The organism is Dorea longicatena (genome assembly GCF_025150085.1).
Taxonomy (GTDB): Bacteria; Bacillota; Clostridia; order Lachnospirales; family Lachnospiraceae; genus Dorea_A; species Dorea_A longicatena.
Genome location: NZ_CP102280.1, coordinates 1880766 through 1898292, shown reverse-complemented (window position 1 = coordinate 1898292; position 17527 = coordinate 1880766). Strand labels below are relative to the sequence as shown.

17 protein-coding genes and 1 pseudogene are annotated in these 17527 nt (G+C 40.3%); 15 read left to right on the top strand and 3 right to left on the bottom strand.

Going from position 1 to position 17527, the window contains the following annotated elements; translation table 11 throughout:
- Positions 1-73 precede the first annotated feature (73 nt).
- Both NQ508_RS09035 and NQ508_RS09030 read right to left on the bottom strand, forming a co-directional pair.
- On the bottom strand, positions 74-1066 hold the full coding sequence (locus NQ508_RS09035; protein WP_006428908.1) for an asparaginase: 993 nt from the start codon (positions 1064-1066) through the stop codon (positions 74-76).
- Positions 1067-1176: 110 nt separating this feature from the next.
- Positions 1177-1425, bottom strand: coding sequence for a hypothetical protein (locus tag NQ508_RS09030; protein WP_006428907.1), 249 nt, complete (start codon positions 1423-1425; stop codon positions 1177-1179).
- Positions 1426-1669: 244 nt separating this feature from the next.
- Here NQ508_RS09030 and NQ508_RS09025 point away from each other — a divergent pair, with 244 nt between their 5' ends.
- Both NQ508_RS09025 and NQ508_RS09020 read left to right on the top strand, forming a co-directional pair.
- Positions 1670-2395: a phosphatase gene (locus NQ508_RS09025; protein WP_006428906.1), complete on the top strand. Its 726-nt coding sequence runs from the start codon at positions 1670-1672 to the stop codon at positions 2393-2395.
- A 64-nt stretch (positions 2396-2459) separates the two neighbouring features.
- On the top strand, positions 2460-2774 hold the full coding sequence (locus NQ508_RS09020; RefSeq protein WP_022415376.1) for a YerC/YecD family TrpR-related protein: 315 nt from the start codon (positions 2460-2462) through the stop codon (positions 2772-2774).
- Positions 2775-2873: 99 nt separating this feature from the next.
- Here NQ508_RS09020 and NQ508_RS14275 read toward each other — a convergent pair.
- Positions 2874-3458, bottom strand: a pseudogene (locus tag NQ508_RS14275) (DUF1836 domain-containing protein); the annotation flags it as partial.
- Positions 3459-3676: 218 nt separating this feature from the next.
- Here NQ508_RS14275 and NQ508_RS09010 point away from each other — a divergent pair.
- The 13 genes from NQ508_RS09010 to NQ508_RS08950 all read left to right on the top strand — a co-directional run bounded on the left by NQ508_RS09010 (position 3677) and on the right by NQ508_RS08950 (position 17526).
- Positions 3677-4129, top strand: coding sequence for a MarR family winged helix-turn-helix transcriptional regulator (locus NQ508_RS09010; protein ID WP_022415378.1), 453 nt, complete (start codon positions 3677-3679; stop codon positions 4127-4129).
- Between the two features lie 66 nt (positions 4130-4195).
- A complete protein-coding gene (locus NQ508_RS09005) occupies positions 4196-5941 on the top strand; it encodes an ABC transporter ATP-binding protein (protein WP_006428902.1) in 1746 nt (581 codons plus the stop codon).
- Between the two features lies 1 nt (position 5942).
- On the top strand, positions 5943-7844 hold the full coding sequence (locus NQ508_RS09000) for an ABC transporter ATP-binding protein (RefSeq protein WP_006428901.1): 1902 nt from the start codon (positions 5943-5945) through the stop codon (positions 7842-7844).
- Positions 7845-8065: 221 nt separating this feature from the next.
- A complete protein-coding gene (locus NQ508_RS08995) occupies positions 8066-8503 on the top strand; it encodes a DUF3783 domain-containing protein (protein ID WP_044920765.1) in 438 nt (145 codons plus the stop codon).
- A 28-nt stretch (positions 8504-8531) separates the two neighbouring features.
- On the top strand, positions 8532-10778 hold the full coding sequence (pcrA, locus tag NQ508_RS08990) for a DNA helicase PcrA (RefSeq protein WP_044920762.1): 2247 nt from the start codon (positions 8532-8534) through the stop codon (positions 10776-10778).
- Between the two features lie 150 nt (positions 10779-10928).
- Positions 10929-11174, top strand: a complete 246-nt coding sequence (locus NQ508_RS08985) for a hypothetical protein (protein WP_006428898.1) — start codon at positions 10929-10931, stop codon at positions 11172-11174.
- Between the two features lie 190 nt (positions 11175-11364).
- Positions 11365-12294 carry an NYN domain-containing protein gene (locus tag NQ508_RS08980; RefSeq protein ID WP_006428897.1) on the top strand — a complete coding sequence of 310 codons (930 nt, stop codon included), beginning with the start codon at positions 11365-11367 and terminating at the stop codon, positions 12292-12294.
- An 83-nt stretch (positions 12295-12377) separates the two neighbouring features.
- The gene (rlmD, locus tag NQ508_RS08975; RefSeq protein ID WP_006428896.1) at positions 12378-13790 is read left to right on the top strand and encodes a 23S rRNA (uracil(1939)-C(5))-methyltransferase RlmD; all 1413 of its coding nucleotides are present in this window, start codon (positions 12378-12380) and stop codon (positions 13788-13790) included.
- A 283-nt stretch (positions 13791-14073) separates the two neighbouring features.
- A complete protein-coding gene (locus NQ508_RS08970; RefSeq protein ID WP_005339647.1) occupies positions 14074-14259 on the top strand; it encodes a helix-turn-helix domain-containing protein in 186 nt (61 codons plus the stop codon).
- 50 nt (positions 14260-14309) lie between these two features.
- Positions 14310-14558 carry a hypothetical protein gene (locus NQ508_RS08965; RefSeq protein ID WP_242654814.1) on the top strand — a complete coding sequence of 83 codons (249 nt, stop codon included), beginning with the start codon at positions 14310-14312 and terminating at the stop codon, positions 14556-14558.
- Positions 14559-14631: 73 nt separating this feature from the next.
- Positions 14632-14976, top strand: a complete 345-nt coding sequence (locus NQ508_RS08960; RefSeq protein WP_005339644.1) for a hypothetical protein — start codon at positions 14632-14634, stop codon at positions 14974-14976.
- A gap of 76 nt (positions 14977-15052) precedes the next feature.
- Positions 15053-16402: a hypothetical protein gene (locus NQ508_RS08955; RefSeq protein WP_006428894.1), complete on the top strand. Its 1350-nt coding sequence runs from the start codon at positions 15053-15055 to the stop codon at positions 16400-16402.
- A 20-nt stretch (positions 16403-16422) separates the two neighbouring features.
- Positions 16423-17526, top strand: coding sequence for a Fic family protein (locus NQ508_RS08950; protein ID WP_044920759.1), 1104 nt, complete (start codon positions 16423-16425; stop codon positions 17524-17526).
- Position 17527 lies beyond the last annotated feature (1 nt).

Genomic DNA, 17527 nt, shown 5'->3' with positions numbered 1-17527 from the left:
AATTTTAGTTTGTTATTATTATGGCGGTTATCACCAGTCGGTGATAGCCGCCATAATGCATAAAACAAAAAAATCAGACTCTGTCGTGATTGATCTCGCGATAGAATAACCGTGCAATCTCATCCTGTTTATCCGTCTGACCAAGAATCCACATCAGTTTCGCAACAATGGATTCTGTCGTCATATCATCGGACTTAAGGATTCCTTTATGATTATTGAATTTTTTTCCAACCTGATATACACCAAGATCACAGCCTTCTTCCGGCACCTGTGTGGTGACGGCGATCGTCTTGCCGGAATCCACCCAGGAGAAGATTGCCTTTTCAAAGGAATCATCATATTCCGGGATACCGCCGATACCAAAGGTTTCCAGGATGATAGCATCATAGTGACCACTCAGCAGATCAAAAATCTCAGCTTTGACTTCCGGTGTCAGCTTCAGCACAAAGACACGGTCATTAAGACTTGCGTAAGATTTCAGATCTTGCGGAGCAGGACGTTTTTCCGTATAGTAACGGATGATGCGGCTGTCACGGATGATGGCAAGTTCCGGGAAGTTCATACTGTCAAAGGCATCAAAACTTCTGGTGCGCTGCTTGCGTCCACGTGTTCCGGCGACAACTTTTCCGTTAAATACAATGCAGACATTGCAGGAAAGATCGTCGGCAGCATACAGAATGCTCTGGAACAGATTGATCTTCGCATCGGTATAAGGATTGGCCATCGGTTTCTGGGAACCGGTGAGTACAATCGGCTTTACACTGTCCTGAATGAGATAAGACAGGGCAGCGGCGGTGTATGCCATGGTGTCTGTTCCATGCAGGATGACAAAGCCGTCGTAATGATTATAATTTTCCATGATCGCATCGCGGATCATCAGCCACTGGCGCGGGCGCATGTTCGTGCTGTCGATATTCATAAGCTGAAGTATTTCCAGATGACAGATATCTTTGATACCAGGTACGCTGGCTGCCAGTTCTTCGCCTGTTACAGCCGGTGTCAGTCCAAGATCCCCTTCTTTGGATGCAATCGTACCACCGGTTGCTATCATTAGTATGTTTTTCATGATCAGTTACCTCTCAATAATTCATTGTTTTAAACTCTTCTATAAGATTAGTCGTGATTAAGAGGCATGTCAAGGAAAAAAGAAATTTAAACAATGGATTTTAGAGGATTTTATCCGGTGATACCAGATGTATCTTCAGGGGCTTCGTTGTTGTCTTTTATATCGGAAGCCGGAGGAACAGGAGGAAGAAACGGGTACAATTCTTCATAAGAATCAAGTTCTGCTTCGGAAAGAGGGGCAGATGGAATAAGGCCGGTACAATCCTGGGACGAGGCGGCACCGGAAAGATAGTCATAAGAATCAATCAGTTCCTGATTGGTCAGAGGTCTTAGGCGGGTCGATTGTTTTACATCTTTCATAATAAAAACTCCTTACATTCATTAGAAATACGAATAAATAATTGATATTTAGTAAAAAATGATGAAAATATGCTTTCCAGAATAGAATAGGTGGAAAAAAAGAAAATTATACTGTATAATATTTCCTGTTGCAAAATTGTAGAGTGTTAAAGCTAGAAAGAATGAAAGCAACAATCAGATACAGATTAGAAAATAAAGAAGCATGAATAAAAGAACTAAAAAATAAAAGGAAAGGAGTTAAAAGATGAGAGTTGAGATTGACACTCATACACATACGCTGGCAAGCGGACATGCATATAATACAATGAATGAAATGGCAAAAGCAGCGGCAGATAAGGGATTAAAAGGCCTTGCGATTACGGAACATGCACCGGAGATGCCCGGGACCTGTCATTTATACTATTTTCAGAATTTAAGGATTGTTCCGAGAAAGAGATTTGGAATTGAACTTTTATTAGGAACCGAACTGAATATTATGAATGCGGAGGGTAAAGTGGATCTTTCTGAAGATGTACTTAAGACACTTGATATCGCAATTGCAAGTATTCATATTCCATGTTTCAGAGATGAAAGAACTGTAGAGAATGTGACTGCCGCATATGAGAATGTTATGGAAAATCCATATGTTGACATCATTGGACATCCGGATGACGGAAGATTTCCTGTAGATATGAAACGTCTGGTAAGTAAAGCAAAAAAGACAGGAACGTTACTGGAAGTAAATAATTCGTCACTGCGTCCGGAGGGCTTTAGGGAGAATACGAAAGAGAATTGTCTGAGAATGGTAAAGGAGTGTAAAGAACAGGGAGTAATGATCGTACTCGGAAGTGATTCTCATGTGGATGCAGATATTGCAGAATATCCATACGCGGAAGAAATCTTGAAGAAAGCAAATTTTCCGGAGGAACTGATTGCCAATCTTTCACTGGAAAAATTGAAAGCTTGTATAAAATATGGCAAAAAGCTATAGATTTTATGAATTTAGTGTGTTAAAATGTAACAGTAATGAATCTGCTACAAAAGGAGATAATGCTATGAGTAAGAAAATCAGAACAGAGGCAGTTGACTATCTGTTTCAGGGAATTTTAAGCCTCGAAGATAAAGAGGAGTGTTATACATTTTTTGAAGATATCTGTACGATTAATGAATTACTTTCATTATCACAGCGATTTGAAGTTGCAAAGATGTTAAGAGAACACAAAACCTATCTTGAGATTGCAGAGAAGACAGGTGCTTCTACAGCAACGATCAGTCGTGTGAATCGTTCCTTGAATTATGGAAATGACGGATATGATATGGTCTTTGAAAGAATTGGACTTGGGGAAGCCAAAGAAGAAAAAGCAGAATAAGACGTGAAAAAAAGAAATAGGACCTTGTGCCCTATTTCTTTTTTTCGTGTCTTTATTTGAATCTTTCTTATTTGAATTTTTCTTTTCGGAATGAAGCAGATCGGGGAAATTATCCAATAATTTTTCGACAATCTGTTTTTTTACGTAAATATCAAAACTCAGATTACAGATGAATGCAAATAACTGAAGAGAATCTCTGTCATCTTCCGGGACCTCGACAAAGCTTTTTTTTGAAGTATTATAGGAACGGAGGATTTCTTTTTCGAATTCCGGAATCCGTGATTTTTCCAGTTCACATACTTCTTTATAAATAGAAGTGATATCAAAATCTTTGTCGGTATCGAAGTATTTATCTGTAATAGGTGTTAACATGGTTTCAATATCTTTAATAGAAAGAAAATTCTTAAAATAATAGATAAAGATCATTACCAGTAAATGTTCTTTGGAATACTTTTTCTTCACCGGTGGTGGAAGAAGATTATTCTTGGCGTAATTATTGATCATTGTCTTGGTAAGAATCTTATCATCTTCGTGGCGTTTACTGGATGCCAGTTCTTTTTCCATAAAGGTAGTAACCTGATCCATGTACAAATCTATATTCGGAATGTCATCCGGCCTCACGTAATCAATTCGTGAGATGCTTGATAAAATGCTGTTCAGCATATCTTTTGTGTCTATTGTCATTCTTATCACCTCAATGTAATTATTATATAGTTTTGAAAACTAGATAGCAAGCATTTTTTTGAATACAGAAAGGGAAAAATGTTGAAAAAATTTTCTGAAATTTGTGGAAAGTGTTGACATTCTTAAGTATGATGATAAAATATGTTTGAAAGCAAACAATTTGATAACGAACAATTCGAAAACAAACATTTTTTGACAAATAGAGAAAGGATGGTAATGTGAAAGAAGAAGACAGAAAGATTGGCCCGGAAATTCATTGTACAGATCTGAAACTGTCAAGAAATCTGTCAGCACATGTCAGAAAATCCGGAGTGGATGAAGTGACGATGATGCATGGCTGGATCATACGGTATCTGTATGAGAACCGGGAGCAGGATATTTTTCAGAAAGATATTGAACAAAGATTTGCAGTAGGTAGATCTACGGTTACGAATCTGATCCAATTAATGGAAAAGAAGGGATTCGTAAAAAGAGAATCGGTAAAACAGGATGCCAGGTTAAAAAAAGTAATCCTGACAGAAAAAGGGATTGCAAGCCAGGAATCTTTTGAAGATATTGTGGAGCATATCGAAGAAGAGCTTTCCGAAGGAATATCAGAAGAAGAACTTCATATTTTTTATAAGGTATTAGACCGGATCAATCAGAATGTGAAGAAATATGAAGTCAGGTAATCCGGAAAATCGGAGTTATAAATGTAACTATAAAACAATAAATGAAACAGAAAGGGCGTAAATGGAATGATTAAGACATTAGCAAAACAGATCAAAGAATTCAAAGCAGCATCCATTGCAACTCCGCTCTTTATGATCCTTGAAGTATTGATGGAGATGATCATCCCGTTTCTGATGGCATCGATCATCGATAAAGGTGTCAATGCCGGGGACATCCAGCATATTTACAAGGTCGGCGGGATCATGGTCGTTGCAGCGGCCATCGGATTATTCGCCGGAATGATGGGCGGAAGATACGGTGCAAAAGCATCGGCAGGATTTGCAAGAAACTTACGAGAGGCGATGTTTAACAATATTCAGACATTTTCATTTGCGAATATTGATAAATTCAGCACGGCGGGACTTGTAACCAGAATGACAACAGATGTAACCAATATACAGAATGCATACCAGATGATTCTGCGTATGTTCACCAGAGCACCGGCAAGTATGATCTGTGCGATGGTCATGGCATTTACGATCAATGCAAGACTTGCATGCATCTATCTTGTAGCGGTTATTATTCTTGGAATATTGTTATTCCTGATCATGAGCCATGCGACAAAATATTTCCAGCAGGCATTTCCAAAGTACGATGACCTGAATGAGTCTGTACAGGAAAATGTGTCTGCGATCCGTGTCGTAAAGGCATATGTAAGAGAGGAACAGGAGACATCCAAGTTAAGAAGAGCAAGTGAGAATATCTATAACATTTTTGTAAAAGCAGAGACAAACCTGGTATTCAATGCCCCGATGATGCAGACAGCGGTATACACGTGTATCCTGTTAGTGAGCTGGTTCGGAGCAAAGATGATCGCAAGTAATTCCCTGACGACAGGAGAACTGATGAGTCTTCTTACATATTGTATGAATATCCTGATGAGCCTGATGATGCTTTCCATGGTATTCATTATGATCACAATGAGTATGGCAAGTGCGAAACGTATCTCCGAAGTGTTAAATGAGACGAGTGATCTTAAGAATCCGGAACATCCGTTCATGAAAGTGGAAGACGGAAGTATTGAATTCCGTCATGTGGACTTTGCGTATAAAAAGGACAGTGACGAACCGGTACTGGAAGATATTGATCTGAAGATCCGTTCCGGTGAGACGATCGGAATCATCGGAGGAACCGGAAGTGCCAAGACGAGTCTGGTTAACCTGATCAGCCGTCTTTACGATGTGACGAAAGGCGAAGTACTGGTTGGTGGCAAAAATGTCAAAGACTATGATATGGAAGTGCTTCGTAATCAGGTATCAGTAGTCTTACAGAATAATGTGCTGTTCTCTGGAACAATCCTTGATAATCTCCGCTGGGGAGACAAGGAGGCAACTCTGGAAGAATGCAGACACGCGTGTGAACTTGCATGTGCGGATGAGTTCATCGACCGTTTCCCGAAAGGATATGAGACCTATATCGAGCAGGGCGGAAGCAACGTATCCGGAGGTCAGAAACAGAGACTTTGTATCGCAAGAGCATTACTTAAGAAGCCCAAAGTACTGATCCTGGATGACAGTACCAGTGCGGTAGATACCGCAACGGATGCGAAGATCCGGAGAGCATTCCGTGAAGAGATTCCGGATACGACGAAACTGATCATTGCACAGAGAATCTCCAGTGTACAGGATGCGGACCGTATCATCGTTATGGAAGACGGTAAGGTCAATGGATTCGGTACACATGAAGAATTACTGGAACAGAATGATATCTACCGTGAAGTCTATGAATCACAGACCAGTGGTGGCGATTTTGACGAGAAGGAGGGGGAATAAGATGCCGGGACCGGGAAGACAGCCGAGAGGAATGAAATCACAGGTAAAAAATCCGGGTGAATTATTCCTCCGCCTTATGAAATATGTATTGAAAGACTATAAATTCCACTGCATCAGTGTCGTAGTACTGATCGTTGTCAGCGTACTTTGTAATGTGCAGGGAACGATGTTCATGAAGAACCTGATCGACGAATATATTACACCATTTTTATTATCGGATAATCCGAACTTTACACCGCTTGCACATGCGATCGCCAAAGTGGCAGCATTTTATGCGCTGGGTGTACTTGCAACGTTCGGTTATAACCGTCTGATGGTAAATGTGACACAGGGAACACTCCGTAACTTAAGAAATGATCTGTTTTCACATATGGAAAAGCTGCCGATCAAATACTTTGATACCCATGCACATGGTGACATCATGTCGGTATATACGAATGATATCGATACATTGAGACAGATGATCAGCCAGAGTATGCCACAGCTCTTAAACAGTGGGATTACGATCGTCAGTGTATTTATCAGTATGTTGATCTTAAGCATCCCGCTTACTGTCGTAACGATGGTCATGGTCGGAATCATGGTATTCTGTTCGAAGAAATCTGCAGGACAGAGCGGGGCATATTTTGCAAAACAGCAGAAAGACCTGGGAACTGTGAACGGTTACATCGAAGAGATGATGAACGGGCAGAAGGTCGTAAAGGTGTTCTGTCATGAAGAAGAGAATATGCAGAATTTCAAGAAACTGAATGATGAGTTATATATCAGCGCAGACAGAGCGAATACATTTGCCAACTTCTTAGGACCGATCAATGCACAGATTGGAAATATCAGTTATGTAATCTGTGCGATCGTCGGAGGTGTGCTGGCACTTGGAAAAGTCGGAGGATTTACGCTTGGAGGACTGGCGAGTTTCCTGACATTTAATAAGAGCTTCAGTATGCCGATCAATCAGATCAGTATGCAGATGAATGCAATCGTTATGGCAATGGCCGGGGCTGATCGTATCTTCCGTCTGATGGATGAAAAAGAAGAGCTGGATGAAGGCTATGTAACACTGGTCAATGCGAAAGAAGAAGACGGAAAGCTCACAGAGTGTGAAGAAAGAACCGAGCGCTGGGCATGGAAACATACACATCAGAATGATGGCAGTGTGGATTATGTGGAAGTCAAAGGTGAAGTTGTATTCAATGGCGTGGATTTCGGCTATAATGATGAGAAAATTGTATTGCATGGTATCAAATTGTATGCGAAACCGGGACAGAAGATTGCTTTCGTCGGCTCGACCGGTGCAGGTAAGACGACGATTACCAATCTGATCAACCGTTTCTACGATATTCAGGACGGTAAGATCCGCTATGATGGAATTAATATTAATAAGATCAAGAAAGCAGATCTCAGGCGTTCACTTGGAATCGTTCTGCAGGATACACATTTATTCACCGGAACGGTGCGTGACAATATCCGCTTTGGCAAACTGGATGCGACCGATGAAGAGATCGTGGCAGCAGCAAAGCTTGCCAATGCCGACAGCTTTATCCGCCGGCTTCCGGATGGTTATGATACGATGCTGACCGGAGACGGAGCGAACTTAAGCCAGGGACAGCGCCAGCTTCTTGCCATTGCGAGAGCAGCCATCGCCGATCCGCCGGTACTGATCCTCGATGAAGCGACCAGTTCCATCGACACCAGAACAGAACGGATCGTACAGGATGGTATGGATAAGCTGATGCACGGAAGAACAACATTTGTCATTGCCCACCGATTATCAACGGTCCGCAATTCCGACTGCATTATGGTACTGGAGCAGGGAAGAATCATAGAGCGAGGTACACATGATGAGCTGATCGAAGAGAAAGGCAGATATTATCAGCTGTATACGGGAAATGCGATCAGCGCATAAGAACATAAAAAAATAAAGAAAAATAAAAGAGCTTCCTTTGGGAAAATAAGAAAAATCTTATGATCCGGAAGGAAGCTTTTTATCGCCATGCGTTCATAAAGAGCTGCCAGGGGCAGGTTTTCTGTAGTGTCATGTATTCGTAAGGATTTAAAATGTGCCTTGCAGAACACACCTAAAATCACTATAATGGAAACAGACATTCGAAAAGAGGTAGAATGCATATGAGATCAATCATGTTATGTTATAATCTGAAAGGCACGAAAAAAGGCAGAAAGATCGGGATGTTGGGAAGCTTTCTTGGATTTCGTGTAAAATATGTAGAAAAAGAAGAGTATTCTAAAACAATCGGAGTACTGACCGGACTGAAAGAAGAAGTGGCGGAAGAAGCATCTGTGGAAGAAACTTCCGGGACAGACAATGCAAAAAATGAAGAAATGACAGATTTTGAAGAAGAGATGATTGTCATGCTGCTGGCAGACAATCAGACACTGGATAAGTTATTATTCCAGATGAGAAAAGAAAAAGTACAGATTCCGCTAAAGGCAATCGTTACTGCAAAGAACCAGAACTGGACATCAACGGCTCTTTATAAAGAAGTAAAAAGAGAACATGAATCCATGACGAAAGCAGAACAGGCCGGAAAGAAAAAAGAAGAATAGAAAACCGGAAAGAAAGGAAACTATAAGATTGAGTATATACGATACATTAAATGAACAACAAAGAGAAGCCGTATTCCATACCGAAGGACCACTTCTGATCCTTGCTGGTGCGGGATCCGGGAAGACCAGAGTGCTGACGCACAGGATTGCTTATCTGATCGAAGAGCAGCAGGTGAATCCATGGAATATCCTGGCGATCACATTTACGAATAAGGCAGCAGGAGAGATGAGGGAACGTGTCGATAAATTAGTCGGCTACGGTTCCGAAAGCATCTGGGTAAGTACCTTCCATTCCATGTGTGTGCGTATCTTAAGACGCCATATTGATCTGCTTGGATACGATACCAACTTCACGATTTACGACAGTGATGATCAGAAGACACTGATGCGTGAAGTCTGCAAGCTTCTGCAGGTTGATACGAAGATGTTCCGGGAAAGAGCACTGCTGTCAGAGATTTCCAAAGCAAAGGATGAACTGGTGACACCGCAGGAATACAGAATGCGTGCAGAAGGGGATTACAGCCGGAAAAAAATTGCAGAAGTATATGAAGAATATGAAAAACAGCTCCGTTCAAATAATGCGTTAGATTTTGACGATCTGTTGTTTAAGACGGTGCAGCTTTTCCAGACGCAGAAAGATGTACTGGAATATTATCAGGAGCGTTTCCGTTATATCATGGTAGACGAGTATCAGGATACGAATACAGTACAGTTCGAACTAATCCATCTGCTGGCATCCAAGTACCGTAACCTGTGCGTGGTTGGCGACGATGACCAGTCCATTTATAAATTCCGCGGTGCGAACATTAAGAACATCCTGGATTTTGAACATGTATTTGATGATACCAAGGTGATCAAACTGGAACAGAATTACCGTTCTACCGGCAATATCCTGAATGCTGCCAATGCCGTGATCCGGAACAATCATGGAAGAAAAGAAAAAACTCTCTGGACAGAGAACGAAGATGGAAATATGATCCAGTTCCGCCAGTTCGATTCTGCTTATGAAGAAGCAGAATATGTAGCCGGGGACATCAGACGTCATGTCAATAAAGAACTTTGCAGTTACAAAGATAATGCAGTACTTTATCGTACCAATGCACAGTCCCGTATGTTCGAGGAACGTTTCGTCCGTGACAGTATTCCATATAAAGTCATCGGCGGCGTGAACTTCTATGCGAGACGTGAGATCAAAGATCTTCTTGCGTATCTTAAGACGATTGATAACGGAAGAGACGATCTGGCTGTCAGACGAATTGTAAATGTTCCAAAACGCGGTATCGGACTGACAAGTATCAACCGTGTGCAGGAATATGCATCATCCAGAGAATGCAGTTTCTATGACGCACTCCGGGCTGTAGATCTGATCCCGAACATCGGAAGAGGACAGGCAAAACTGGAATCATTTGTTGCGATGATTGAGCATTTCAAAAATGATGTACAGGATATGAGTGTATCCGAACTGATGGAAGAAGTCATCAAAGAAACTGGCTATATCGATGCGCTGATCCATGAATGTGAAAGTGAAGAAGCAACATCAAGAATCGAAAACATAGACGAGCTCCGTAACAAGATTGCAGCTTACGAAGAAAACTGTGAGACACAGAATGAGGCATCGACACTCAGCGGTTTCCTTGAAGATGTAGCGTTGGTGGCAGATATCGACAGTCTGGACGAAAGTACGGATTATGTAGTACTGATGACACTGCACAGTGCGAAAGGTCTGGAATTCCCACATGTATATCTGGCAGGGATGGAAGATGGTCTGTTCCCAAGCTACATGACGATCACAGCCGACGATCCGGCAGAACTGGAAGAAGAAAGACGTCTCTGCTATGTGGGAATCACAAGAGCTGAGAAAGATCTGACTCTGACCTGCGCAAGAAAACGTATGGTGCATGGCGAGACGCAGTATAAGAAAATGTCCCGTTTCTTAAAAGAGATTCCGTTAGAACTTCTGGAAACAGGACCGTCCACAAAGAAAGAGAAGAAAGAAGAAAGCGAACCGGTAAGAGTGAAGACTTCTTTCATGCAGGCAAAAGAAGCTTTCAAGACCAAAGCATTTACCGCACCGAAGCCGGTACAGCAGTTCGGTACACCGAAGGGCGGAAAGCTTCCTTACGGAGTCGGGGACCGTGTGAAACATATCAAATTCGGAGAAGGAACCGTGACTGCGATCACGGAAGGCGGAAGAGATTATGAAGTCACCGTTGATTTTGACGGACCGGGAACGAAAAAGATGTTTGCAGCATTTGCCAGACTTCAGAAAGTGTAGAAATCAGATAAAATATTACATACAATTAGAAAAATGTGTATAGATTTCAGAATAAAAATCTAAAAAAAATAAGTAGTAATACATCATGTAAAGTGATATAATAAACGCAGAATTGATTTGCCAAAAGAGCAGAGGAAAGGACGTGGAAGCATGAGTAAAGTAGAAGATATTATTGCAGCATCCAAGCTTAGCGAACTGATGAATAAAAAAGAAGAGGACAAACACGGCAAGACCGTACTCTGGATCCTGGCATTAGTTGGAGCTGTAGCTGCAGTTGCAGGAATCGCTTATGCAGTATATTGTTTCTTCACCCCGGATTATCTGGAAGATTTCGAAGACGATTTCGATGATGATGATTTCGACGATGACTTTTTCGATGATGACGATCAGGTATAAGAACCGGGCGAATGAATAAGTGAAGAAAGAAGCAGGTTAGAAACCGATCTGATATAAGAAAGGCGACTGGCCTGCTTTTCTCTTGCGGTCTCGAGTGCAATCCAATACAATCCGAAGATATAAATCTATGAACATATAAAATAAAAGGCAAGGTTATATAGATATATAAATAAGTAACGGGAGGGAAAGAATGGAAGAACAGTGTTATGCACTGCTGATCGATGCGGATAATGTATCAGCAAAATACATCAAACCAATATTGACAGAGTTGTCAAAATACGGGATTATTACATACAAAAGAATATATGGAGACTGGACCAGCACGCAGCATTCGAGTTGGAAGGATGAACTTTTAACGAATTCAATCACGCCGATCCAGCAGTTTAGCTATACACAGGGGAAGAACTCAACTGATTCGGCTATGATCATTGACGCAATGGATATTTTGTATACCAATGATGTCGACGGTTTCTGTATCGTATCCAGTGACAGCGATTTTACAAGGCTGGTAAGCAGATTAAGAGAAAGTGGAAAGATGGTCATCGGTATGGGAGAGAATAAGACGCCGGAGCCATTTCGAAAAGCGTGTGATAAATTTACAATCTTAGAAAATCTGATGAGTGAACAGAATCCTGGAACCACAAAGAATGAGACATCACATGACAAACGTAGCAAGGAGAAGATTGAAGATGCGATCATCAAGATGATCATTGAAAACCAGGATATTAACAAGCCGACTGGACTGGGCGAAGTTGGAAGCCGATTGGTAAGTCTGTATCCGGATTTTGATGTACGTAGTTACGGATATAATATGTTGTCCAAATTCCTAGAAGAATTTACAAGGATACAGATGGTAAAGCATGGCAACATTGTGTCTGTTACTTTAAGAGAAGATCAGGATCTGAAGGAAAATATTGACAGCTATGTTGTGCAGATCGTAAAAAAAGCCGGAAAAGCAGGAGTAGAACTCAGTACACTTGGTAATAAAATGTATGAGAAATACAAAGATTTTAAAATTCGCGATTATGGATATTCCCAGTTTAACCAGTATGTGAAGAGTCTGAAACATGTACGGGTAGAGCAGGAAGGAACGATACTGAAGGCCGTGTATAAAGGATAATATGGAAGCTTTTATAGAATACCGGAACAGTAGATGATTTGAAATAAGAGAATAGAAAAAGAGTTACAGCAGAAAGGATATATATGAAAAAAGGACAGGTATACGAAGGAATTATAGAATCCGTGGAATTTCCAAATAAAGGGCGCATATACGTGCCGGAAGAAGACAGATGGGTAGTCGTAAAGAACGGCGTGCCGGGACAGAAAGTAAGATTTTCTGTGAATAAGATCCGGAAAGGAAAGGCAGAGGGACGCCTTTTAGAAGTGGTGGAACCGTCAGCAAGCGAGATCCCGTCAGCCTGTCCACATTTCGGTCAGTGCGGAGGGTGTACGTACCAGAATCTTCCATATGAGGAGCAGCTTGCGATGAAAAATGAGCAGGTGAAAAAGATGATGGATGAAGCGGTAAATGGTGAATATATCTGGGAAGGCATCAAACCAAGTCCGGTCAGATCCGAATACCGTAACAAGATGGAATTCTCATTCGGAGATGAATACAAAGACGGACCGCTGGCACTTGGCATGCACAAAAGAGGAAGTTTTCATGATATTGTTAATGTAACGGATTGTCAGATCGTAGATGAAGATTACAGGAAAATTCTTGCATGTACACTGGAATGTGCCAGAGAATCAGGCCTTCCATATTATCACCGCATGCGTCATGTCGGATATTTCCGCCACCTGCTGGTAAGAAAAGCAGTAAAGACAGGAGAAATCCTGGTGGATCTGGTCACAGCATCCGATACGGCAGAACTCGGAGTTGACCCAGCAGAGGCAATGAAAAAAATCCAGACATTTAAGGATGCATGGCTGGAAAAGATGACAGCAATGAACTTTGATGGAACATTGGTCGGAATCCTGCATACAAAGAACGACAGCCTTGCAGATGTCGTAAAAGACGAAGGAACAGAAGTCCTGTTCGGACAGGATTATTTCTACGAGGAATTACTTGGATTAAAATTCAAGATCACACCATTCTCATTCTTCCAGACTAATTCGCTGGGAGCGGAAGTCTTGTATGAGACAGCCAGAGAATACATCGGAGATACGAATGAAAAAGTTGTCTTCGATCTGTACAGTGGAACAGGAACGATCGCACAGATCCTCGCACCGGTTGCGAAGAAAGTGGTTGGTGTGGAGATTGTAGAAGAAGCGGTAGAGGCAGCAAAAGAAAATGCGAAGTTAAATAATCTGGACAATTGTACATTCTGGGCAGGCGATGTATTGAAAGTCATTGATGAACTGGGCGAAGTTCCGGATCTGATCATGCTCGATCCACCGAGAGACGGCGTGAATCCGAAGGCACTTATGAAGATCCTGAATTTCGGCGTGGAACGTCTGGTATATATTGCATGCAAACCGACCAGTCTGGCACGGGATCTGGAGATGATACAGGGACGTGGATATAAAGTGGAGAAGATCAGCGGGGTGGATTTGTTCCCGGGAACTTATCATGTGGAGACGGTATGCCTCCTCTCTAAGAAATGCCTAGTTTAAGCGGGGGTGAGGGGTATATCTGCTAGAACATATTATGAAAATAAGCCTATAAAATATGTGCATGAAATGAAAAATAGAATACGGGTGTAGTGAAAATCAACCTTTTGGCGTAGTTCGTATAGAGTACGCTGAAAGGTTATTTTTATGGGATTTTGTACGCGGAGAAGTAATAGACTGTACGCCGAAAGTTATGTAGGTTTAGATTGATTTTCGGCGTCTTGGCGCTTATAATAGAAATTAGGATAAAATGTCGCATTTTATAACTTTATTGAGGTAAGAAAATATGGAGTTTATGACTATTAAAGAAGCAGCAGAAAAGTGGAACCTATCAGTTAGAAGAGTGCAGACAATCTGCAATGAAGGAATGATAGAAGGGGCTATGAAGTTTGGTAATACTTGGGCTATTCCAAAGAATGCTGTAAAACCAGCGGATAAAAGAATTAAGTCCGGGAAGTATATCAAGTCCTGATTTTGGGACAACAGATATGGGAGAATGGATTAGAAAGGAAGAGTATGCCTATGTTACCGGAAGAAAAAGCTCGTGTAAAAATTGATAAGCAATTAAGAAATGCCGGTTGGGATATAGTGACTCGAAATGAATATCTGCCTAATAGTATTGATGGAACTGCTATAAGAATTCAATTTAAGATAAGTGGCTTAAGTAAAATTAAAGATATATTAACAGAAATAAACGAAGAAGGAAAGCATGATAGAAATGATGGGTTCAAAACTGCATCAAAAGCATCTCAGTTTGATTTTTTAGATTAAGGCGACTTACTTATAGCTTAAAAAGTTTTTCTTGTTCAGGGCGGAAAAATATTTTTATTAAAGGAGATAAATTATGCCTAAATACACAGATGAAGATATTAGAAATATGAGTAAAATAACATGTAAGATAGCGGCAGATTACCTAGGCATATCCCCTATGGCGGTTAGTATCGGCATGAGAAATGATCTTTTACCGATCGGTTTTGCAATTCACAATGAAGAAAGAGATAGAACATATTCTGAGAGTTGGTCCTATCACATAATTGGTGAGAGATTGATTGCATATAAATATGGGAAAACATCAGAAGTACAAGTTCAAAATATAGAAAAGAGTCTAAATACTATAATAGAACAGTTTGAAGAAATGAAAAAAGATTTGGTTTTTCTATTAAGCGAAAACGAGGATCAGCAGAATTAGAGCTTTATGAATATGCGTTTTCGCTGGGAAAATACAAAGATGTTGACAAAAAATATGCAGGAAAGGAGCTGCCAGGATGGAGAATGAAAAAGGAATAGTTAAATTGACTCGTAAGCAGCTCTATGATGAAATATGGGCTCTTTCAGTTGCAGGGGTAGCCAGAAAATATAACTTGAATTATGGTAAACTGATAGCAACTTGTAAAGTAGAAAATATATCTTTTCCTTCTTCTGGTTATTGGACTAAGAAGAATATGGGAAAAGATGTATCGAATGAGATTGTAGAATTTTCTGGATTGGAAGATACAGAAATTTCATTAATAACGAAAGACGCGGTTGTTAAGCGTATTCGGAAAGCTAAGGCAGAAGTAGTAGAGAAAGTGCATACTGATGTAACAGAAGAATTGGACGTAGCAGTCGAGGAAGATTTATCGCAGAAAAAAACGGAGAATATACCTAAGTGGCCGGATGGAATTCTTGATTATTTGGATGCGACAGAAAGAAATAAAGTATTAGAATATGCGTGCAATCTGCAGATAAGTCAAAGTACACGATTGCATAAAATGTTGGTCCAATACAAGAAGGATATTGCAGATTATAAGTCAAAACTGAAAGAAGCACAGAGTAGACCATACTATAATCCAAGACATAATAAACCAGAAAACGAACCTGCATTCTTTAAGGAAATGTCTGATGAGTGTATGTCACGTGCAATTGCTATATTAGATACCGTATTCAAATCAATTGAATCTTTAGGTGGAAGTATTAATAGTGATTTGTCTGTGAGAATTAGAGGTGATATTGTTAGATTTCGTATGGTTGAGAGTCAAGATCAGGTGAAGCATGAAATGACTAAGCAAGAGGCACAGGCGCTCGTAAAGTATAATGATGATATCAAAAATCATAGATGGGCTTCAAAACCGCAAATAAGAAAGTATGACAAGGTATATAATGGTAAACTTCGTATTGTGTTTGGGGAGCGAAGCTACATTAGAGATAACGATTCTGAAAAATTAGAAGATAGACTGGGTGATATTTTGGTTACCCTGTATGAGAAGGCAGAAGAGAATAGAATTGTACGAGAAGCACGTGAAGAGGCAGAACGTAAGAGAGTTGAAGAAGCGAGACGCAGAGAAGAAAATAGACAAAGAAAAGAACAAGAAATTCGTCTTGTAAAAGAACTTGTAAATAAAGCTGAAGACTATAGAATTGCAAAGGAAATAAGAGAATATATTCAGGCTATGATAGATAGTGGAAATGAAGATATTACTCCAGCGTGGATTGAATGGGCCCGGAAGAAAGCTGACTGGTATGATCCGTCTATAGCGACTGAGGATGAATATCTGGGAAAACGTCAGCACGAAAAAAATGCTGAAGAAAAGGAAAAATCTTTACAAGACAGTATCAGAAAGAGCTGGTATTGGTAAAAATGAATGGAGGCAATTTGATGGATAAAGATCCCTTTAAAGAGTATATGAAACAATCAGAACCGAATAAAAGAGACAAAGGTTATGCCTGGCATACAGCTATCGGACTTCAAGCAGTGGATGGATTAAAGACTTCGAAGTATTTGATTGATACTGCAATAAAGAATATTGAAGGTGATATTTCGATTGATGAAGCGCAAGAACTTCTCAACACGTATTATGAAGAAAATCCAAAAGCAGATATAGAAGACCGTACGGAAGAGGCCGACAAAGTTGCCGTTAGAATAGCAAAAATTTTGTCGGAGAAAGCATTTAGTTTTACTCCGAATGAGTATATCTCTATTCATAAAAAGTTATTTACAGGGATTTATGGACATGCCGGAAAACTTAGAGATTATAATATCACAAAAAAAGAGTGGGTGCTGAATGGAGCAACGATTCTTTATGGAAGTGCATCAGAACTTCGTGCAACCCTGGACTATGATTTTGCAGAGGAAAAGAAGTTTAGTTATAAAAACTTGAGCATGGAAGAAATTATTCACCACCTGGCGTTTTTTGTATCAAGATTATGGCAGATACATGTATTCGGAGAAGGAAATACACGAACTACGGCAGTATTTTTTATTAAGTATCTTAGAACACTTGGATTTGATGCAACTAACGATATTTTTGCGGAGAATGCATGGTATTTTAGAAATGCACTTGTTAGGGCCAATTATAACGATTTGAAAAATGGTGTTCATGAAACAACCGAGTATTTGGAATTGTTTTTAAGAAATTTATTGTTGGATGAGAAGAATGAACTTCATAATCGTACGATGCACATTAGTGGAAGGTTTGCAGAAGTGGACATTGAAAGAGTAAAAGTGGACATTGAAAGCACAAAAGTGGACATTCGAAATAAATTACTTTCTTTCTCAGATACGATTTCAGAAAAAACAATAAATCATACAGTAGAAATATTTTCAAAATGTGGAAAAGAAAATTGTTTCGGAAGAACGATAGTTGAAGAAATTACTGGATTAAAGCCATCAGGAGCTTCCAAGTTAATAAAACTGTTGGTTGATAGTGAGGTAATCGTACCTGTAACAGGACATGGAAAAGGAAAATATCGGTTTCAATAAA